The organism is Bradyrhizobium cajani (assembly GCF_009759665.1).
Lineage (GTDB): Bacteria > Pseudomonadota > Alphaproteobacteria > Rhizobiales > Xanthobacteraceae > Bradyrhizobium > Bradyrhizobium cajani.
This window is the reverse complement of the sequence record NZ_WQNE01000023.1, coordinates 27,253-46,879: the sequence shown is the minus strand read 5'-3', so window position 1 is coordinate 46,879 and position 19,627 is coordinate 27,253. Positions and strand designations below refer to the sequence as shown.

Below are 19,627 nucleotides of genomic sequence, written 5' to 3'. Positions count from 1 at the left end.
GATGGCCGCAGAGAAACAGCCTGCACATGCGATTGCCCTGGAGGGGCAGGGTAAACAGTCACCGCTTCTGCTGCTCAGGCCTGCGCGGCGGTCGCGTTGCCATGGGCGTTCCGGCCATCTTGTTGGCAGTCTCGCTGACGTCGAGCAGCGAGCGGCGGATATCCTCGAGGTACCCCGCCGACTTCTTCTTCATGGTGTCGGCGAGCTCGTGCAGCTCCTTGACCTTCTCGAACAGCTCGTCGGCCTTGCCATCGACGAAGCCGGGCACCACCCCCTCGATCTTCGTGACCGCCTTGTCGAAGCCGGCAAAGGCGCTATCGACCTTGGCCATGACGGAATCGATCTCGGCGCCCTTGCTCCTGAAATCGGCGGTGTAGTTCTCGAACGTGCGCAGCCCGTCCTTGATCGCAGGGGCGTTGCTCACGATCGTGCGGTCGACACTGTGCAGGGTCTCGACGATGGACCCGGCGTCGCTGAGATCGGCCGTCAATACGGGGATGCCGTCCGAATCCAGCGGCACCGGCGGTGCCGAGGGCGCGCCCCCGATCAGCGAGATCGCGGCGATGCCGGTCAGACCCTGGAATTCGATGCCGGCCACGGTGTCCTTGCGGATTGGCGCGTTGTTATCGAGCATCACCAGCGCCACGATCCTGCGCGGACTATCCAGCTTGATCGACAGGATCTGGCCGGCGGGCACGCCGTCGAAATTGACCGGGCCGCCGCGGCGCAGCCCGCTGGCGGAACCGCCCTCGAATACGACGCGCAACTGGCTGCGGCTCTGGATCGTGCGCCATTTCTGCACGCCGAGCAGGCCGCCGAATGCCACGGCGATCGCCGTCAGCGTCGCCGTTCCGATCACCAAATTGCTCGCGCGTGCCATAAGGTGCGATTCTACGGCCAAAGCAGGGAAGTTGGAAGGAGCCCGGATGGCGGCGATTCTATGTAGGGCGGGTTAGCGAAGCGTAACCCGCCACAGTCTGGCGTGCGGATGGGATCGAATTGGCGGATTGCTCTACGCCAATCCGCCCTACGGTCTCAATGCCCTGCCGCGCGCTTTGCCGCAGCGTTGTTCAGCACGATCAGGGCATCGACCGCCACACCCGTCCTGGTGTTGATCAGGAACGGGTTGATGTCGATCGAGGCGATCCGGCCGCCGGCATCCGCGATCAGGTTGGACAGGCCGACCAGCGCCTTCACCGCGGAGGTCTCGTGCAGTGCCGGTTTGCCGCGATAGCCGCGCATCTTGATGCCGGCCTTGGTACGGCCGACCAGAAGCCGCGCCTCGGCCTCGTCCAGCGGCGCGCCGGCCAGCGCCACGTCCTTCATCAGTTCGATGTCGATGCCACCGGTGCCGAACAGCACCACCGGACCCATCTCGGCATCGAGTGAGGCGCCGACCACGAGCTCGAGATCGGCCTTAACCTGCTGCGCGATCAGGATGCCATCGAGCTTGGGCTTGCCCTTCAGCTTGTTGACCCGCGCCGTGATGTCGGTGAAAGCCTTCTTCACCTCGGCGGCGCTGTTGAGGTTCAGCACAACGCCGCCGATGTCGGATTTGTGCAGGATCTCGGCGCTGACGACTTTCGCCACGACCGGAAAGCCGATCTGCTTGGCGATCTTCACGGCTTCCGCAGCCGTCTGCGCGATCGCCTCCTTCGAGATCGGGATGCCGTAGGCCTTCAGGAGCTTCTTCGAGGCGACCTCGTCGAGCGCGGCGCCGGTGGCCGATTTCAGCGCCTTCTCCAGCACGGCGCGCGCCGCAGGCTTCGAGCTCGACACGATGTCGGGCACTTCCTTGCGCAGCCTGGCATAGTCGAGCAGCGACTTGATCGCGGTCACCGCGCGGTCCATGCCCTGCATGACGGCGAGATGCGGCAGCGATTTGCGCAAGCTCTTGGTGAACTCGGTGAAACCAATCGACATCGCGCTGATGTAGATCACCGGCTTCGAGGCCCGGCTCGCCATCCCGTTGACGATGCGCAAATTGCGCTCGCGCAGCTCGTGCGGCGCCTTGGGCAGCTCCGCATCGACGATGACGATGTCGATATCGGGATCGTCGATCATCAACTCGATCGACTTCATGTAGACGGAGGGATCGACCACTGCGGCAAAGCCGGCGTCGAGCGGATTGCCGACGATCGAGCCGGGCCCGAGCATCTTCGCCAGCTCGCCGCTGACATGCGGACTCAGCGGCGCGAAGTTCAGGCCCGCGGCATAGAAGGCGTCGATCAGCATGCCGCGTTTGCCGCCGGACAGCGTGACCGCGGCGAGCCGGTCGCCTTTGGGTACGACAGAGTGAACGAAGCACTCGGTGGTCTCGATCAACTCGTCGAGCCCGCCAACGCGGATCACGCCTTCGCGGGTCGCGATGGCGTCGAAGGTCTCGATCGAGCCTGCGAGCGCGCCGGTGTGAGCCATCGCCGCGGCGCGGCCACCCTCGGATGCGCCGAGCTTGAGCGCGATCACCGGCTTGCTCGCCGCACGCGCCGCCTTGCAGGCGTCGCGAAACGCCTTGGTGTCGCGCACGCCTTCGAGATAGACCACGATCACCCTGATGCTAGGATCCTCCGCGAAGTAGCGCATCAGGTCCGGCGTCTCGAGTCCGGCTTCGTTGCCGGTCGTCACCATATAGCCGACGCCGACGCCGCGATCTTCCAGCGCCTGGCGGATCGCCATCACGATGGCGCCGGATTGCCCGGCGATCGCCACCGCGCCCTGCTCCATGGTGACGACGCGGTCGTCGATGTTGGTGAAGAGCTTTTCGCCAGCGCTCAAATTACCGAGGCAGTTCGGCCCTGTGACCGCCAGTCCGGTCTCGCGTACGGCCGCCTGCAATTCGGCGGCGAGCTTCTGGCTCTCGTCATCCTGCAACTCGCTGAAGCCCGAGGTGACGATGGTGGCCGAACGCGCGCCGGCCGCGGCGGCGTCGCGGATCACCTGTACGGCAAAGCGCGCGGGCACCAGCACCAGTACGTGGTCGGGCTTTTCAGGGAGGCTGGCAAAGTCCTTGTAGCACGGGACACCCCAGATGGCGTCGCGCTTGGCATTGACCGGATAGAGCCCGCCCTCGTAGCCGTACTTGACCAGATTATTCCAGATGCGCTCGGCATAGTTGCCGGGTTTGTCGGTCGCCCCCACCAGCACGATGTTGTGAGGGTGCAGCAGGGCATGAATGCTCTTGACGATGTCGGAAGCGTCGGGCGGCGGAGACCATGAGCGCGGAGAAATCGACGCAGATACCTGAGCTTCCATGGCGCTTCCTCACCTCTTGTTCTTGTTGCAGCGCGCTGGCACGCGCCGGGTTCTGGCGGGGGTAGATCGTGGCGGGCTCCATGCCGCGAGACGGAATGCAGCAAGGCGTCGTGATAAGGCTAGCATCACCAGACTTTTGGCGAAAGTGCGAACGATCCGCCGAAGTGCTGCCGAAGCTCGCGGCGAGTTGAGACCGATCACACGTCTATCGGTCGGCTTCGATCAAGGTGGCATGCAGGATGAAGCGTTCGGGTCCGGACGTGACGGCGTCGAACGGCCAGCACGTTGCGAGCACGAGCTCGAAGTCGTGCGTCGCGGGCTCGATGCCCGAGGCGTCGAAACGGACCACGTCCGAGACGTCCGCGCGATAGCGGAAATGCCTGCCGTCGCGCCGGGTGATCTCAATGATGTCTCCGATGGCAACGTTCCGCAGGAACCGGAAATGCGTGTCGCGATGTGCGGCATAGACGGCAACACCGCGCTCGCCGGCATCAACCGTTTGCCGGATATGGCCAGGCCCGAAAGCCAGCGCCTGGCCGCTTGTCCCCTCCAGCACGATCGCGCTGGCGCCGATCCGCTTCACTTCGATCCGCGCGACCGGCCAGGTGTCGGCCCATGACCACGGCTTGACCGCCTCGCCGGACGCAACGCTTCTGTCGAACGCACGCTCCAGCAGCACTTGGGCGAGCCAGGCCTTGGCATGGATGTAGGCGCCGTCGCCGAACAGGATGAGGCCGATCAATGCGAGAGCCAAGGGAGGGATGAGGCGGGGCATTGGTTCCACGATCGTCATTGCGAGCGAAGCGAAGCAATCCAGAGTCTTTCCGCGGGCGCAGTCTGGATTGCTTCGCTGCGGTCGCAAAGATAGTTGAAAAAAGGCGCGCGCGGCCGTTGGTGTGGGACGGGCGGCCGCGCGCGCTGAAGCAGAGGAGTTCGGGGTTGCTCCTCTCTCAAGCGGCGTCAGTGAGCAAGGGCTGACGCCGGTTGAACACGAACAGGATCAGGGCGAGCACGATCAGGACCAGGCCTGCGATGATCTTGAGCTCGGCCGATGTTGCAGTCTTGGGCAGACGGATCGCATCAGGCGCGGCGGGAGTCGGTCGCCTGGCAGCGGGCTGGTTGCGTGCATCGGCGTGGCGCTCGCGGAGCTGCGTCGGCTGCTGTCGTTCGCCAAAGACCTTCTCGAAATCCCAGCCGGCGGGCAGGTTGATCGGCAACTCGCTCAGCTTGAGCGGCTTGCCTTCGGGCCGGCTCGGCGTCTTGTCGACGGCGACGAGGCTGGTCAGCCGCGTGACGAGCTGATGGTCGAGCGCCAGCGCGAGGATCGTCTTGTCGGCATCCTCGGGCGTCAGCTCGCGCAAGGTGCGCGCCACTTCGGCATCGCCGATCTTGCGCTTCGCCCAGAGTTTTGACAGGCCCTTGCCTTCGGCGGCATTTTGCAGCGGCAACGTCACCGACCACGGACGGTCGCCGACGCGTCCCTTGATCTCGAGCGAGCCCGCGAGCTTGTCGAGTTTTGCCGCCAGCACCAGGGGCTCGTCGCGATAGACGTCGGGAATGATCGCCGGGGTGACGTCGGCCTTGGACTCCGAGAATCTTGCGCTGAGGCTGGTCACCGCCGGGTTTTCCAGCTTGGCGAACAGGCCGCGCATGCGCTCCTCGACCTGCTCGACGGAGCCGATATGGGTGAAGGCGCCGCGGCCGAGCTCGGCGGCGCGCGTCATCAGATAGGTGTTGGGCGCCGACCCGATGCCGACCATGAACACGCGCGAGCGGCCGCGCATCGCCGTGATCGTTTCGAACAATTGCTGTTCGTCGCCGATCGCGCCATCGGTCAGGAACACGACCTGACGAACCATGCCGGTGTCGCCGAGCTTGTCGGACAGCGCGGCCCGCATCGCCGGCACCATCTCGGTGCCGCCGCGCGCCTGCAACGCGCTGACGAACGAGGTTGCCTCGGCGACATGCGCGGCGTCCGCCGGCACGGAGGCCGGAAACAGCACGTCCATAGTGTCGTCGAAACGGATGACGTTGAAGCGGTCATTCGGCTGGAGGCGGCCGAGGGCATAAGTCAAGCTCACCTTGGCCTGAACGATCGAGGTGCCACCCATCGAGCCGGAATTGTCGATCACGAACACCACCTCGCGCGGCAGCGGCTTCTGCGCCGCCTGCCCGGCGCTGGGCGGGGTGACGAAAGCGAGCAGATAATCGGCGTCGCCGACATGCTCGCGGAGCAGGCCCACCGACGGCGCCTTCTCCGCGGCCGGCTTCCAGGTCAGCTCGAAATCGCGGTCGGCGGGGACAGCGCCGTCGGCGAGGGTGACCACGCGTGTCGTGTCGTCGCGGCTCTCGACCTTGACGTTGTGGTGGTGGCTCTTCACCTCACCGAGCGCAAAGCCGGCGTTCAGGCGGACCGTGATGCTGGTCGGATTGACCGGCGCGTTCTTGGCGGGGTCCAGCACAGGTGGTGAGATGCGGTCGCGGTCCGGCACCGGGTCCGTTGTCGCGCCCCAGCCCGAGCCGTCCTTGCGGAAGTCGACGCTCTGCACGATCGGCGCGGGATTGTAGCGCGGTCCGACCACCAGCGGCACGCGCAGCGAATATTCGTCGCCGGATTGATGCACCGGCTCCTGATATTCGATCTGCACCAGCACGGTTTCGCCCGGGCCGATATTGGCGACCGAGTTGGTGAAGATGTTCGGCCGTTCCTGCTCGGTGAGCGCGGCCTTCTGGCCGGCGCGGCGCGCCTGCTCGTAGATCACGCGGGCCTGCTGCCGCTCCTTGATGTCGCCGACGATGATGCGGTCGCCGACCACCATCTTCAGCGTGTCCACGGCGCCGTCGGTCGCGAGCGGGTAGACATAGGTCGCCTCGACCCAGTCCTTGGTCGGGTTGCGGAAGGCTTGCGTGACGCGGGCGCGCAGCGTCGGGCCCGATACCGTGATGTCGACGTCGGTGCCGAGGCGGATCGCTTCGGTGGTGGTGCCGTCTTCCTTCAGCAGCAGGCTGCCGGAGCGCGCATCGCCGGGCTGGAGCAGACTGGCCTGTTCGGTCGTCGCGGACCAGCTCGTCCCGAAGCTCACCAGCAGGGCCACGAAGGCGACCAGCATCACCGCGATGCTCTGCGCGAGAAGAAAAAATCCGACTCTGATCAGCCGGCCCAACAGGGGGTGTTCGTCGCCGTCGGCTGCGTCGTAGGTATCCATTTGGCCTGCTCCCGGAGGATGTTTGCTGGCCTTCAGCATCGATCGGGAGAGCCCGATTTCGCGAGCAGAATGATCGGCAATGTTCCGCCGCGGCCGGCCCGGCCGAGCCGCCGCCGGGGCGGCCATGTGCGGTTTTGTGCTGGTTTGTCCGTCCTGCTAGACTATCACTGCTGGAGCAGGGTTAACGATGCAGACGCAGGACAAACTCCCCGACGGGCAGCTCTCGGACGAGCAAAGCCGTGAGATCGCAGAGACCATTCGCGAGGAGCTCGCCAGGCGCCGCATCTCCCGGCAGGCGCTGGCCGAGCAGGCCAAGCTCAGCCTGTCGACGCTGGAGAAGGTGCTCGGCGGCCGGCGGCCGTTCACGTTGGCAACGACCGTGCGGCTGGAGCAGGCACTCGGTGTCTCCTTGCGTAAAAGCGTTGTCCTGGTGACGCCTCCGGCAGCAAACGATGTCGCGCCCGACAGCCTCGGCTCCTATGCCCGTCGCGCGGTGACCTGGCTTGAGGATGTCTACATCACACTGCGGCCGTCCTTCGGCGACAAGGACGCGATCTTCGCCTATCGCACCGAGATCGTCTGGGAGCCGAAGATACCTTCGCTGGTCTTCCGTGAGGGCGATCGCACCGATGCTGCCTACGAACATACTGGCGAGGTTGCGGTGCCGCACCAGTCCGGTTTCATCTACCTCGTCATCATCAAGCACGGCCAGCATCGGGTGATCACGGTGTCGCGGCCGACGGTCACCGGCGAGATGTATGGCATCATCTCGACGCTTCGCGCCGGCCCCGGCTCGCAGCTGACGCCGATCGCCGCGCCGATCGCCTATGTGCCGCTCAGGAACGTTCCGAAGCCGTCATTGGGACGGGTTTCGCCTGATGATGCCAACCATGCCTTGTATCGAAAGCATCTGCGGCGCACGGTCGAGGAGCCGTTCGCGCTGTTTCTGCCAGGCTAGGCCCGGGCTCCTTGCTGGCGCGGAGCCTCCCCTGCAAGGAGCGGCTCCGATGCTTGGACAAGGACATGCGCGAAGAGCTAGCCACCGGTTTCGGCGCTGATGATATCGCCGAACAGCTCCCATTGACCGGCCTTGAACCGGATCATCTTGAGTTGCTCGATCGGAGCGAAATCGTTGGCGCCGGTGTTGATCTTGATGCCGGGAATCAGCGTATCGGGCGCAAAGTCCTTCAGGCTCGCGGCCTGCTTCATCACGTTCTCCCGCGTCAGCTCGTCGCCGCACTGCTTCAAGGTCTGGACCAGGGTCTGCGCGGCGGAGTAGCCGTAGACAAGGTTGGTGTCGGAGACGTTGGCGCCCGGCATGTACTTGTCGATGAAGGCCATGAATTTCTTCATGCCTTCGTCGTCCTTCCATTGCGGGTCGGACGCGTCCTTCAGATAGGTCGCCGACAGCACGCCCTCGGAGGCCTGCAAGCCGGCCGGCTGCATCACCGCGCCGATCGAAATCGACACGTCGGTCATCACATGCATCGGCTTCCACTCGAGCTCGGCGATCTTCTTGATCGCCTGCGCCGCGAATTTCGGTGTCGAGATGTTGACGAAGACGTTGGCGCCGGTGCCCTTCAGCTTGACGATGTGGGAATCGATCGACGGCTCGGTGGTCTCGTAACTCTCTTCCGCGACGATCAGCGAAGCTGCCTTTTCGCCAAAAATCTCCTTGATGCCGGCGACGTAGTCCTTGCCGAAATCGTCATTGGCATAGAACACCGCGACCTTGGCATCGGGCTTCGCCTGCAGGATATACTTCGCGAAGATCCGCGCCTCGACCCGATAGCTCGGCTGGAAGCCCATGGTCCAGGGAAAACCCTTCGGGTCGTTCCATTTGCTGGCGCCGGTGGCGAGAAAGAGCTGCGGCACCTTCTTGGTGTTGTGATATTTCTGCACGGCGGTCTGCGTCGGGGTGCCCAGCGCGTTGAAGACCAGGAATACCTCGTCGCTCTCGATCAGCTTGCGGACCTGCTCCACGGTCTTGGGCGGCGAGTAGCCGTCGTCATAGGAGATCCAGTTGATCTTGCGGCCGTTGATGCCGCCCTGGTCGTTGATCATCTTGAAATAGGCCTCCTCGGTCTTGCCGATGATGCCGTAGGCGGAGGCCGGGCCGGAATAGGCCTCGACATTGCCGATCCTGATCTCGCTATCGCTCGCGCCGGTGTCGTATTTCTTCTGCGCAGAGGCGCCTTGGACCGAAAGCAGTGTCAGGGCCGTTGCCGCGGCGAGCAGGGCGCGTTTCTTGTTCTTCATGGCAATTCCTTGGGGTTTCCTGTGGGTGGAGCAGGCACTTCAAAAAAGAAAAGCGCCCGCGAGAGGGGCGCTTTGGTCAGGCGTTGGCGACCTTCTTGTCGACTTCGGAGGTCACCGAAAAATCCTTGCGCAAGGTCGGCTTGTGGATCTTGCCGGTGGCGTTGCGTGGCAGCGCATCGACGAAGCGGATCTGGCGCGGACATTTGAAGCGCGCGAGATTGGCCGCGCAATGCGCAAAGACATCGGCCTCGGTCAGCTTCTGCCCCGGCTTGATCGCGACGATCGCAAGGCCCACTTCGCCCCATTGCGAATCGGGAATGCCGATCACGGCGGCTTCCGCGATGGCGTTGAGCTGGTGCAGGACGTTCTCGACCTCGGCCGGATAGACGTTCTCGCCGCCGGAGATGTACATGTCCTTCCAGCGGTCGACGATGTAGTAGAAGCCTTCCTCGTCGACGCGGGTCGCATCGCCGGTGTGCAGCCAGCCGTCGGTGAAGGAGGTCTTGTTCGCCTCCGGCCTGTTCCAGTAGCCCGGCGTGATGTTCGGGCCCTTGACCCAGAGCTCACCGAGCTCGCCGATATCGGCGTCGCTGCCGTCGGGCCGCACGATGCGGACCTCGGTGTGCAGCACCGGCTTGCCGGCGGAGCCGGCCTTGCGCGCCGCATCCTCGCGGTCGAGCACCAGCACGGCTGGCGAGGTCTCGGTCATGCCGTAGCCCTGCTGGAGCGCGACGCCGCGCGCCTCCCAGACTTTGAGCAGCGGCACCGGCATCGGCGCGCCGCCGACACCGCCGACGATCAGCCGGCTGAGGTCGGTGGTCGCGAAAGCTGGATGCTGCGCCATGAACTGGTAGATCGCGGGCACGCCGAAAAACACGTTGATGCCCTGCGCGGGATCGTTGATCAGGCCGAGCGCCGTGCCGGGATCGAAGGCGCGCATGATCATCACGGTGCCGCCGGCATGCAGCACCGGATTGGTGTAGCAATTCAGCCCGCCGGTGTGGAACAGCGGCAGCACGGTCAGGAGTACCGAGGATGGCCCGATACAGGCGGGGCCGCCGAGATTGACGCAATTCCAGAAGGTCATGCCATGGGTGATGGTCGCGCCCTTCGGATGACCCGTCGTGCCGGACGTGTACATGATGGTCGAGACGTCATCGAGCGTGACTTCTTCGATCTTCTCGAGCGGCTTTGCGGCGGCGATGCCGGCCTCATAGGTACCGCCTGGGTCGAGCAGCAGGCTGGTCGCAACGCCGCAGAGCTTTGCGACGGCAAGCGCCGTCTCGGCGAGATCGGTGTCGTGGATCATCACCTTCGGTGCGCAGTCGCTTGTAATGAACTGGAGCTCGGGCACGGTGAGGCGGGTGTTCAGCGGCACGAAGATGGCCCCTAACCGGCCGCAGGCGAACTGCACCTCCAGCGTATCGGTCGTGTTCAGCGCAAGCACCGCGACGCGGTCGCCGCGCGAGACGTTCAGTGTGTGGCGCAGGAATGAGGCGAGGCGCGAGACCCGGGCATCGAGCTGCGCATAGGTGAAGCGGCGCTCGCTTGCGAGGTCGATCACCGCAACCTTGTTCGGCGTACGGCGGCCATGGTGGGCGATCCAGTCGTAGTAACGAACGGCCAAAAGTTCCTCCCTCGGCGGTCTTGCGCCGCCCACATCCTCGTTGTCGTGCACCATGCCCGGCGTGGCCCTGGGGCCAGCCGGAGTTTGTGCGTCGCTTTTTTGTTCCGGAGTTGGCCTGCGACGGACGAAAATCGTCTTGCGTTGAGTTGCTGGACCATGGTCTGCGCGGAGTGGCCCGTCCGGGTCAGCCACTCCGCGCAAGTGGGCCAACAATGTTCCGGCCATGGTGGCTGAGACGAATCCGTCCGCGAGGCGAGACTGCGATGAAGAGCCCGTTCTATACCGCCGAGCATGATGCCTTCCGTGACGTCATGCGCCGCTTCGTCGAGAAGGAGATCGCCCCGTTCGCCCATGAATGGGACGAGGCCGGCGAATTCCCACGCGCGCTCTATCGCAAGGCGGCCGAGATCGGGCTGTTGGGGTTGGGATTTCCCGAGGAATATGGCGGGATCGCCGCCGATCAGTTCATGAAGATCGTCGCTAGTCAGGAGCTAGCGCAGGCCGGCGCCGGCGGTATCAGCGCCAGCCTGATGAGCCACACCATCGGCTCGCCGCCGATCGCGCGCGCGGCACGGCCCGAGGTGAGGGCACGTGTGCTGCCGCAGGTGCTGTCAGGCGAGAAAATCTCCGCGCTCGCGATCACCGAGCCGGGTGGCGGTTCCGATGTCGCGAACCTGCGCACGCGGGCGCGGCGCGATGGTGATCACTACGTCGTGAGCGGAGAGAAGACCTTCATCACCTCAGGCGTGCGCGCCGATTATCTGACCGTTGCGGTGCGTACGGGCGGCGAGGGGGCCGGCGGCGTCAGCCTGCTCCTGATCGAGGGCGATACGCCCGGCCTGTCTCGCACCAAGCTGAAGAAGATGGGCTGGTGGGCCTCCGACACCGCGACGCTGCATTTCGACGCGTGCCGTGTGCCCGCCGAGAATCTGATCGGCGAGGAAGGCCAGGGCTTCAAGATCATCATGCGGAACTTCAACAGCGAGCGCATGGGCATGGCGGCGAGCTGCACCGCCTACGCCCGCGTTTGTCTGGACGAGGCGATTGCCTATGCCAAGGAGCGCAAGACCTTTGGCAAGCCGCTCGCCCAGCACCAGGTGATCCGCCACAAGATCGTCGACATGGCGCAGAAGGTCGCGGCATCGCAAGCGATGTTGGAGATGCTGGCCTGGCGGCTCGAGCAGGGTGAGAGCCCGGTCGCCGAAATCTGCATGATGAAGAACCAGGCGACGCAGACCATGGCGTTTTGCGCCTCCGAAGCCGTGCAGATCTTCGGCGGCGCCGGCTTCATGCGCGGCATCAAGGCCGAGCGCATCTATCGCGAGGTCAAGGTCAACGCCATCGGCGGCGGCACCGAGGAGATCATGAAGGACTTGGCGTCACGGCAGATGGGGTTGTGAAAGCTCTCTCCTCGCGTCATTCCGGGGCGCGAGCGAAGCGGAGCGAGCCCGGAATCCATACTCACGATGGTGGTTATGGATTCCGGGCCCGCGCCAAGAGGCGCGTCCCGGAATGACGAGGCTGAGAGACAATGCTGTTCACCGCCGACCACGACGATATCCGCCGTTCCTTGCAAAAATTCATCGCGAACGAGATCAACCCTCATGTCGATGAATGGGAGAAGGCCGACATCTTCCCGGCGCATGCGCTGTTCAAGAAGATGGGCAGCCTCGGCTTCCTCGGGCTGAACAAGCCCGTCGAGTTCGGCGGCTCAGGCCTCGATTACTCCTATGCGCTGATGATGGCGGAGGAGCTGGGCGCCATCACCTGCGGCGGCGTGCCGATGGCGATCGGGGTGCAGACCGACATGGCGACGCCGGCGCTGGCGCGGTTCGGCTCGGACGAGGTGCGGCGCGAATTCCTGGCGCCCTCGATCTCCGGCGACTATGTCGCATGCATCGGCGTCTCCGAGCCCGGCGCGGGCTCGGACGTCGCCTCGATCAAGACCAATGCGCGCTCGGACGGCGACGACTACGTCATCAATGGCGGCAAGATGTGGATCACCAACGGCACCCAGGCCGACTGGATCTGCCTGCTGGCCAATACGGGCGACGGGCCTGTTCACCGCAACAAGTCGCTGATCTGTGTCCCCATGAAGAGCAAGGGCGTCACCGTCGCGCGAAAACTCGACAAGATGGGCATGCGCTCATCCGACACCGCGCAGATCTTCTTCGACAATGTCCGGGTGCCCAAGCGCAACCGGATCGGCGAGGAGGGCCAGGGCTTCACCTACCAGATGATCCAGTTTCAGGAGGAGCGGCTCTGGGGCGCGGCGGCCTGCCTGAAGGCGCACGAATACATCATCGACCAAACCATCGAATACACCCGCAATCGCAAGGCGTTCGGGAGGTCGATCCTCGACAATCAGGTCGTGCACTTCAAGCTCGCGGAGATGCAGACCGAGGTCGAGCTGCTGCGCGCGCTGATCTATCGCGCCGCCGAGCAGCTCGTGGCCGGCGAGGATGTGACCAGGCTTGCGACCATGGCCAAGCTGAAGGCCGGTCGGCTCGGCCGCGAGCTCACCGACGCCTGCTTGCAATTCTGGGGCGGAATGGGCTTTACCAACGAGACGCCGGTCAGCCGCGCCTATCGCGACAGCCGCCTGACCTCGATCGGCGGCGGCGCCGACGAGGTCATGCTGATGGTCCTGTGCAAGATGATGGGCACGCTGCCGGGAAGTAAGGGGAACGCCTGATGATCACGCTCTATCACTGCGACGCCGCGCGCTCGTTCCGCCCGCTCTGGATGCTGGAGGAGATGGGGCTGCCGTATGAGTTGAAGATGCTGCCGTTCCCGCCGCGGGTCTTTGCCAAGGATTATCTCGGCATCAATCCGCTCGGCACCATCCCGTTCCTGATCGATGGCGAGACGCGGATGACCGAGTCCTCCGGCATCTGCCACTATCTCGGCATCACATACGGCCCGACGCCGCTGATGGTCGGGCCGGAAGACCCCGCCTATGGCGCGTTCCTGAACTGGATGTATTTCAGCGACGCCACATTAACCTTCCCGCAGACGCTGGTGCTCCGCTACACCCAGCTCGAGCCGGAGGAGCGCCGCAATCCGCAGGTCGCCACCGACTATGCAAAATGGTTCCTGGGGCGGCTGCGCGCCGTGGAGGCAGCGACCGCGAATGCCGAAACCTTGTGCGCCGGCCGCTTCACGGCCGCTGACATTGTCATCGGCTATGCGCTCCGGCTCGCCGACAATATCGGGCTCGCCAAGGATTTCGGGCCAAATGTCGCAGCCTATTGGGCGCGACTTCAGCAGCGGGACGGTTTCAAGCGTGCCGTTGCTGCGGAGCAGAAGGCAGGAGTCGAGCAGAATGTCGCGCCGCGCGTGAGGGCGTAAGCGAAGCTGTCATTCCGGGGCGATGCGAAGCGTCGACTACGGTGCGCAGTTGCGCGCTTCAGAATTTCGAGGTTCCGGGTTCGGTCCTGCGGACCGCCCCGGAACGACTGACCGTGTTTCCATGACAGCGCTATCGCGTCGTGACAGCGCCCAGATTTCCGCTAAGGTGACGTCCGTTCGCAGCGGCCAGAGAGCCGCGCGAGGAGGACCGCCAATGGAAGACAAGGGTCGCGAATCCGACCATCTGATGCTGATCACGCCGGAGCGGGTATTCTATGCCGGCCTGCTCGGCCGCCCCCGCAAGCGGACGCCCGGTTGCTGTCACGTCTATGTGGCGGTGAAGGGCAATTTGCACCTGACAATCGACGATGTCTTTGCCTCCGGCGAGCTGTTCGTCACCCTGCCGAACCAGCGCCATTCGATCGCCAGCGACTATCGCACTGCAATCAGCGTGACGCTCGAACCCGAGAGCATGCCGGACGGCGTGCTGGAGGCCTTGGCCGAGCGGCTGACCGGACCGGACAAGGCCGTCTACGCCCGCAAGATTCTCGCGGCTTACGCGCTGCTGCGCCAGCGCCGCTATGGCGACATCACCACCGCCGAATTCGACGAGATGTGTTTCGGCGAGGCGCTGCCACGCCGCGTGCTCGACCCCCGTGTGACACGCGCGGTCGCGCGCATCGAGCGCTTTTCCGGCGAGCCGGTGACGGCGGATACCTGCGCGGCCGAAGCCGGCCTCTCGGCCTCGCGCTTCCTGCATCTGTTCAAGGAGGAGACCGGCATCTCGTTCCGCTCCTTCCGCGCCTGGAAGCGTGCGCGGCACCTGCTGCATTTCGCCAACCAGGACCTCAACCTCGCCCATCTCGCGCAGGACATCGGTTATCCCGATTCGACGCATTTCAGCCACTCGATCCGCCGCTTCTACGGTTTGAAGCCGCGCGCGATCTTCGTCGGCTCGCGCGACCTTGCGATCTATCGCAGCACCGAGACGGTGAGGCTTGCGGAGGCGAGTTGATCACGTCGTAGGGTGGATTAGCCGAAGGCGTAATCCACCACTTCCGGATCCGCGGGGATAGACTTTGGTGGGTTACGCCTTCGGCTAACCCACCCTACGATTCGTAGTTTTCCGCTAGCTTCTCCGCGCAAGAAGCCGCATGTCGCGCGTCACATGATCGCAAGCGTTGAATTCTCAACGTGCGAGACATCCGAGGCATGAGCGACAAGGCCGTCATCACCTGCGCGCTGAACGGCGTGCTTACCGATCCCAGGCAGCACAACGTACCGGTCACGCCGGAAGAGATGGCGCGCGAGGCCAGGGCTGCGTTCGATGCCGGCGCCTCCATCATGCACATCCATCTGCGCCAGCAGGCGCCGAACAAGGGACACCTGCCGTCCTGGGACGTCAGCGTCAGCAAGGAGATCCAGCAGGCGATCCGCGAGGCCTGCCCCGGCGTCATCATCAACCACACCTCGGGCGTGTCGGGGCCGAACTACTCTGGCGCGCTCGACTGTATTCGTGAGACGAAGCCCGAGATCGCGGCATGCAACGCCGGCTCGCTGAATTATCTGAAGGTCAAGGCCGACAACACCTGGGCCTGGCCGCCGATGATGTTCGACAACGCGGTCGAGAAGGTGAAAGACTATCTCGACGTCATGAACGCCGTCGGCACCATCCCCGAGTTCGAGTGCTTCGACGTCGGCATCGTGCGCTGCGTCGGCATGTACCACCAGGTCGGCATGTACAAGGGCCCGCTCGAATACAATTTTGTCATGGGCGTCGCCTCCGGCATGCCGTCGGACCCGGAGCTGCTGCCGATCCTGATCAAGCTGAAGCGTCCCGAGGCGCACTTTCAGGTCACCGCGATCGGCCGCGAGGAGATCTGGCCGCTGCACCAGCGCTGCGCCGAGCTCGGCGGCCACTTACGCACCGGGCTCGAAGACACCTTCTATCTCGCCGACGGCAAGAAGGTGACGTCGAACGGACAGCTGATCGAAGCCGTCGCCGCCTGCGCGCGGCGCGCGGGCCGCGAGATCGCGAGTCCCGCCGAGGCGCGGAAGATCTTTGGGACGAACAGGTAAGGTATCGCCTCAACCGTCATTGCGAGCGAAGCGAAGCAATCCAGAATCTCTCCGCGGAAACAGCCTGGATTGCTTCGTCGCTTCGCTCCTCGCAATGACGAGCAGGATAGAGTCATGTCCATTCTCGAAAACACCATTTCCTCCGGCAGCGCCGCTTACCACGCCAACCGTGACGGCATGCTTGCGCTGATCGACCGCATGCGCGCGCTGGAAGAGCGCACGCGGGCGGCGTCCGCCGCCGCGAAAGACCGCTTCCACAAGCGCGGGCAGTTGCTGCCGCGCGAGCGCGTCGCCTTGGTGCTCGATCCCGGCGCGCCCTTCATCGAGCTGTCGACGCTCGCCGGGTACATGTTCGACGTGCCGGATGCGACCAAGAGCGTGCCCGGCGGCGGCGTCATTGCCGGCATCGGCTTCGTCTCGGGTATCCGCTGCATGGTCAGCGCCAACGATGCCGGCATTGATGCCGGCGCGCTCCAGCCCTACGGCCTCGACAAGACGCTGAGGGTGCAGGAGCTCGCGCTTGAGAACAAGCTGCCCTACGTCCAGCTGGTCGAGAGTGCCGGCGCCAATCTCCTGCGCTACCGCGTCGAGGATTTTGTCCGCGGCGGCAACATCTTTCGCAATCTCGCGCGGCTCTCCGCGGCGGGTCTTCCGGTCGTCACCGTGACCCACGGCTCGTCCACCGCGGGCGGCGCCTATCAGACCGGTCTGTCCGACTACATCGTCATGGTGCGCGGCCGCACCCGCGCCTTCCTCGCCGGCCCGCCGTTGCTGAAGGCCGCAACCGGCGAGGTCGCGACCGAGGAAGAGCTCGGCGGTGCCGAGATGCACACGCAGATTTCCGGCCTTGGCGATTATCTTGCCGAGGATGACCGCGACGCGTTGCGCATCGCGCGCGAGATCATGGCGGCGCTGCAATGGGAGCGGCCGGGCAGGGTCGCTCCGCAATTCAAGCCGCCGCGCTACGATCAGGACGAGCTGATCGGCATCATGCCGATGGACCACAAGCGTCCCGTGGACATGAAGCAGGTGATTGCGCGCATCATTGATGATTCGGACTTCACCGAGATGGCGCCGAACTACGGCCCCGCCACCGTCTGCGGCCATGCCCGCATCGAAGGCCAGGCCATCGGCATCATCACGAATAACGGGCCGCTCGATCCGGCCGGCGCCAACAAGGCGACCCATTTCATCCAGGCCTGCTGCCAGACCCGCACGCCGCTGCTCTATCTGAACAACACCACCGGCTACATGGTCGGCAAGGCCTATGAAGAAGCCGGCATGATCAAGCACGGCTCCAAGATGATCCAGGCGGTGACCTCGGCGACAGTGCCGCAGATCACCATCTACTGCGGCGCCTCCTTCGGCGCCGGCAATTACGGCATGTGCGGGCGCGGCTTCCACCCGCGCTTCTGCTTCTCCTGGCCCAACGCCAAGACGGCGGTGATGGGCGGCGAGCAGGCCGCCGAAACCATGGCGATCGTGACCGAGGCCGCCGCGGCGCGCCGCGGCAAGCCGGTCGAGAAGGACAAGCTCGATGCCATGAAGGCGCAGATCATCGGCGTGTTCGACGGCCAGATGGATGTGTTCTCGACCAGTGCGCGCGTGCTCGACGACGGCGTGATCGATCCGCGCGACACTCGCGCGGTCCTGTCCGAGGTGCTCGCGATCTGCCGCGAGGGCGACGCGCGCGCGCCCCAGCGCATGCAGTTCTCGGTGGCCCGCCCATGAGGAACGGATCAGTGCAGCACCGGCCGTTCTTCAAGGTCCTGATTGCCAACCGGGGCGAGATCGCATTGCGCGTGATGCGCAGCGCGCGGCGGCTCGGCCTCGGTGTCGTCGCAGTCTATTCGGACGCGGATCGCGATGCGCTTCACGTACGCCAGGCCGATCAGGCTGTGCGCATCGGCGAAGCCTTGCCGGCGCAATCCTATCTCAACATTCCCTCGATCATCGCCGCCGCCAAGGCGAGCGGCGCGGACGCCGTGCATCCCGGCTATGGCTTCCTCGCCGAGAACGAGGATTTTGCGCGGGCCTGCAAGGAGGCCGGCCTCGTCTTCATCGGTCCCTCGCCGCAGGCGATCGAGGCGATGGGCAACAAGGCCGGCGCCAAGGAGATCATGAAGAAGGCCGGCGTGCCTGTCGTCCCCGGCTATCAGGGCGCCGAGCAGGGCGACGAGGTCATGCTCGCGGAAGCCCGAAAGATCGGCTTCCCCGTGATGATCAAGGCTGTCGCCGGCGGTGGCGGGCGCGGCATGCGGCTTGTCGCCGACGCCGCATCTTTCCCCGATGCCCTGCGCAGCGCGCGGTCGGAAGCCAAGGCCGCGTTTGGTGATCCCACCGTCATCCTCGAAAGGGCTATCCAGAGCCCGCGCCATATCGAGATCCAGGTGTTCGGCGACAGCCATGGCAATGCCATCCATCTCGGTGAGCGCGACTGCTCGGTGCAGCGGCGGCACCAGAAGCTGATCGAGGAGGCGCCGTCGCCCGCCGTGACGCCGGAGCTGCGCGCGAGGATGGGCGAGGTTGCCGTCGCCGCCGTCAAGGCGTTGCGTTACGAGGGCGCGGGCACGCTGGAATTCCTGCTCGATGCGAGTGGCGCGTTCTACTTCATGGAGATGAACACGCGCCTCCAGGTCGAGCATCCCGTGACCGAGGCGATCACCGGGCTCGATCTCGTTGAATTGCAGCTGCGCGTCGCGCGCGGCGAGCCGCTCACCGTGAAGCAGCAGGACATCCGCTTCGAAGGCCATGCCATCGAGGTGCGGCTGTGCTCGGAAGATACCGCACACGATTTCATGCCGCAGTCCGGGCGCATGGCGCGCTGGCAGGTGCCCGATGGCATTCGCGTCGAGCACGCGCTGCAATCGGGTGCAGAGATCCCGCCGTTCTACGATTCCATGATCGCCAAGGTGATCAGCCATGGTGCGAGCCGCGAGGAGGCGAGGGGGCGGCTGATCGTCGGCCTGGAGCATCTCACGGCGTTCGGCGTCACCACCAACCAGGCCTTCCTGATGTCCTGCCTGCGCCATCCCGGCTTTGCCAAGGGCCAGGCGACAACGGCGTTCATCGAGGCGCATCGCGACGAGTTGCTGGCGTCGCGGCCGGACGCAGCATTCGACACGGCGCTGGCCGGCCTGTTGCTCTACGTCACCAACCCGCGCGCTCCATCATGGCGAAGCGGACGAAGCTTGTCCGCAACGTTCCCTCTGCCGGTCAAGATCGAGATCGCCGGCCACCCGCACGAGCTTGAGGTCACGCGCGAGCGTGACGGCAGCTATATCGTCACCAGCGACGGACGGCGAGAAAAGTTCGAGATCGACCAGCTCGATGCGGACGCAGTCCGCTTCCGCCATGACGGCGTGATGGATGGCGCAAAATACTTGCGCGACGGCGACCGCCTCTACCTCCAGCACCGCGGCATCCCGTTCGCGGTCACCGATCTCACGCTTGCCGCGCCGAAGGCCGCCGCAGGCAACGGCGGTGATGGAAAAGTCCGCGCGGCCATGAACGGCCGCGTCGTCGCCGTGCTGGTCAACCCCGGCGACCGTGTCACCGCCGGCCAGCCGGTGCTGACGCTGGAGGCGATGAAGATGGAGCACGTCCACAAGGCCGGCATCGACGGCGTCGTCGTCGCGATCGACGTCGCCGAGGGCGAGCAGGTCACGACAGGACGGATCGTCGTGGAGATCGGGGCGGAGTAGCGCGCTCGTCGTCATTGCGAGGAGCGAAGCGACGAAGCAATCCAGTATCGTCGGGTGGGTGAAGGCGCGACGCGCTGTGCCAACCAACGTCCGGCAATTGTATGCGGGACGGTGGGCACGCTTCGCTTTGCCCGCGCGACATCACCCCG

At 65.0% G+C, this 19,627-nt stretch carries 14 protein-coding genes; 8 read left to right on the top strand and 6 right to left on the bottom strand.

Annotated elements, in window-relative coordinates:
- Positions 1 to 58: 58 nt before the first annotated feature.
- The 4 genes from GPL20_RS24960 to GPL20_RS24945 form a co-directional block, all read right to left on the bottom strand.
- The gene (locus tag GPL20_RS24960; protein ID WP_157332584.1) at positions 59 to 880 is read right to left on the bottom strand and encodes an MlaD family protein; all 822 of its coding nucleotides are present in this window, start codon (positions 878 to 880) and stop codon (positions 59 to 61) included.
- Positions 881 to 1,035: 155 nt separating this feature from the next.
- Entirely contained in the window at positions 1,036 to 3,252 is a 2,217-nt protein-coding gene (locus GPL20_RS24955) for an acetate--CoA ligase family protein (RefSeq protein ID WP_157332582.1), read from the bottom strand.
- Positions 3,253 to 3,457: 205 nt separating this feature from the next.
- The gene (locus tag GPL20_RS24950) at positions 3,458 to 4,027 is read right to left on the bottom strand and encodes a class GN sortase (RefSeq protein ID WP_157332580.1); all 570 of its coding nucleotides are present in this window, start codon (positions 4,025 to 4,027) and stop codon (positions 3,458 to 3,460) included.
- A 175-nt stretch (positions 4,028 to 4,202) separates the two neighbouring features.
- Positions 4,203 to 6,458: a marine proteobacterial sortase target protein gene (locus GPL20_RS24945; RefSeq protein WP_157332578.1), complete on the bottom strand. Its 2,256-nt coding sequence runs from the start codon at positions 6,456 to 6,458 to the stop codon at positions 4,203 to 4,205.
- Between the two features lie 187 nt (positions 6,459 to 6,645).
- On the opposite strand from GPL20_RS24945, the gene GPL20_RS24940 reads away from it, so the two are divergent.
- Complete coding sequence (locus GPL20_RS24940) at positions 6,646 to 7,416, top strand: helix-turn-helix transcriptional regulator (protein ID WP_157332576.1); 771 nt, start codon at positions 6,646 to 6,648, stop codon at positions 7,414 to 7,416.
- Positions 7,417 to 7,493: 77 nt separating this feature from the next.
- On the opposite strand, the gene GPL20_RS24935 is transcribed toward GPL20_RS24940, so the two are convergent.
- Together GPL20_RS24935 and GPL20_RS24930 are read right to left on the bottom strand one after the other, a co-directional pair.
- Positions 7,494 to 8,717, bottom strand: a complete 1,224-nt coding sequence (locus tag GPL20_RS24935; protein WP_157332574.1) for an ABC transporter substrate-binding protein — start codon at positions 8,715 to 8,717, stop codon at positions 7,494 to 7,496.
- Positions 8,718 to 8,793: 76 nt separating this feature from the next.
- Positions 8,794 to 10,344 (bottom strand): acyl-CoA synthetase, encoded by a 1,551-nt coding sequence (locus GPL20_RS24930; RefSeq protein WP_167533196.1) that lies wholly within the window; start codon positions 10,342 to 10,344, stop codon positions 8,794 to 8,796.
- 263 nt (positions 10,345 to 10,607) lie between these two features.
- Between GPL20_RS24930 and GPL20_RS24925 the strand changes: the two genes are divergently transcribed.
- From GPL20_RS24925 to GPL20_RS24895, 7 genes are all read left to right on the top strand, one after another.
- Positions 10,608 to 11,744: an acyl-CoA dehydrogenase family protein gene (locus GPL20_RS24925; RefSeq protein ID WP_167533195.1), complete on the top strand. Its 1,137-nt coding sequence runs from the start codon at positions 10,608 to 10,610 to the stop codon at positions 11,742 to 11,744.
- Between the two features lie 131 nt (positions 11,745 to 11,875).
- The gene (locus tag GPL20_RS24920) at positions 11,876 to 13,039 is read left to right on the top strand and encodes an acyl-CoA dehydrogenase family protein (protein ID WP_157332568.1); all 1,164 of its coding nucleotides are present in this window, start codon (positions 11,876 to 11,878) and stop codon (positions 13,037 to 13,039) included.
- The gene (locus tag GPL20_RS24915) at positions 13,039 to 13,695 is read left to right on the top strand and encodes a glutathione S-transferase family protein (RefSeq protein ID WP_157332566.1); all 657 of its coding nucleotides are present in this window, start codon (positions 13,039 to 13,041) and stop codon (positions 13,693 to 13,695) included. Before GPL20_RS24920 ends, GPL20_RS24915 begins: the two co-directional genes overlap by 1 nt.
- Positions 13,696 to 13,909: 214 nt before the next feature.
- Complete coding sequence (locus GPL20_RS24910; RefSeq protein ID WP_157332563.1) at positions 13,910 to 14,710, top strand: helix-turn-helix domain-containing protein; 801 nt, start codon at positions 13,910 to 13,912, stop codon at positions 14,708 to 14,710.
- Positions 14,711 to 14,907: 197 nt separating this feature from the next.
- Positions 14,908 to 15,774 carry a beta-keto acid cleavage family enzyme gene (locus GPL20_RS24905; protein ID WP_157332561.1) on the top strand — a complete coding sequence of 289 codons (867 nt, stop codon included), beginning with the start codon at positions 14,908 to 14,910 and terminating at the stop codon, positions 15,772 to 15,774.
- A 114-nt stretch (positions 15,775 to 15,888) separates the two neighbouring features.
- Positions 15,889 to 17,505, top strand: coding sequence for an acyl-CoA carboxylase subunit beta (locus tag GPL20_RS24900; RefSeq protein ID WP_157332739.1), 1,617 nt, complete (start codon positions 15,889 to 15,891; stop codon positions 17,503 to 17,505).
- Complete coding sequence (locus GPL20_RS24895) at positions 17,502 to 19,478, top strand: acetyl-CoA carboxylase biotin carboxylase subunit (RefSeq protein WP_157332559.1); 1,977 nt, start codon at positions 17,502 to 17,504, stop codon at positions 19,476 to 19,478. Before GPL20_RS24900 ends, GPL20_RS24895 begins: the two co-directional genes overlap by 4 nt.
- Positions 19,479 to 19,627 lie beyond the last annotated feature (149 nt).

Coding starts and splice junctions, on each gene's coding strand:
- GPL20_RS24925 (WP_167533195.1), top strand. CDS start 10,608: ATGAAGAGCCCGTTCTATACCGCCGAGCATGATGCCTTCCGTGACGTC.
- GPL20_RS24955 (WP_157332582.1), bottom strand. CDS start 3,252: ATGGAAGCTCAGGTATCTGCGTCGATTTCTCCGCGCTCATGGTCTCCG.
- GPL20_RS24910 (WP_157332563.1), top strand. CDS start 13,910: ATGGAAGACAAGGGTCGCGAATCCGACCATCTGATGCTGATCACGCCG.
- GPL20_RS24905 (WP_157332561.1), top strand. CDS start 14,908: ATGAGCGACAAGGCCGTCATCACCTGCGCGCTGAACGGCGTGCTTACC.
- GPL20_RS24900 (WP_157332739.1), top strand. CDS start 15,889: ATGTCCATTCTCGAAAACACCATTTCCTCCGGCAGCGCCGCTTACCAC.
- GPL20_RS24895 (WP_157332559.1), top strand. CDS start 17,502: ATGAGGAACGGATCAGTGCAGCACCGGCCGTTCTTCAAGGTCCTGATT.
- GPL20_RS24915 (WP_157332566.1), top strand. CDS start 13,039: ATGATCACGCTCTATCACTGCGACGCCGCGCGCTCGTTCCGCCCGCTC.
- GPL20_RS24940 (WP_157332576.1), top strand. CDS start 6,646: ATGCAGACGCAGGACAAACTCCCCGACGGGCAGCTCTCGGACGAGCAA.
- GPL20_RS24935 (WP_157332574.1), bottom strand. CDS start 8,717: ATGAAGAACAAGAAACGCGCCCTGCTCGCCGCGGCAACGGCCCTGACA.
- GPL20_RS24920 (WP_157332568.1), top strand. CDS start 11,876: ATGCTGTTCACCGCCGACCACGACGATATCCGCCGTTCCTTGCAAAAA.
- GPL20_RS24945 (WP_157332578.1), bottom strand. CDS start 6,458: ATGGATACCTACGACGCAGCCGACGGCGACGAACACCCCCTGTTGGGC.
- GPL20_RS24950 (WP_157332580.1), bottom strand. CDS start 4,027: ATGCCCCGCCTCATCCCTCCCTTGGCTCTCGCATTGATCGGCCTCATC.
- GPL20_RS24960 (WP_157332584.1), bottom strand. CDS start 880: ATGGCACGCGCGAGCAATTTGGTGATCGGAACGGCGACGCTGACGGCG.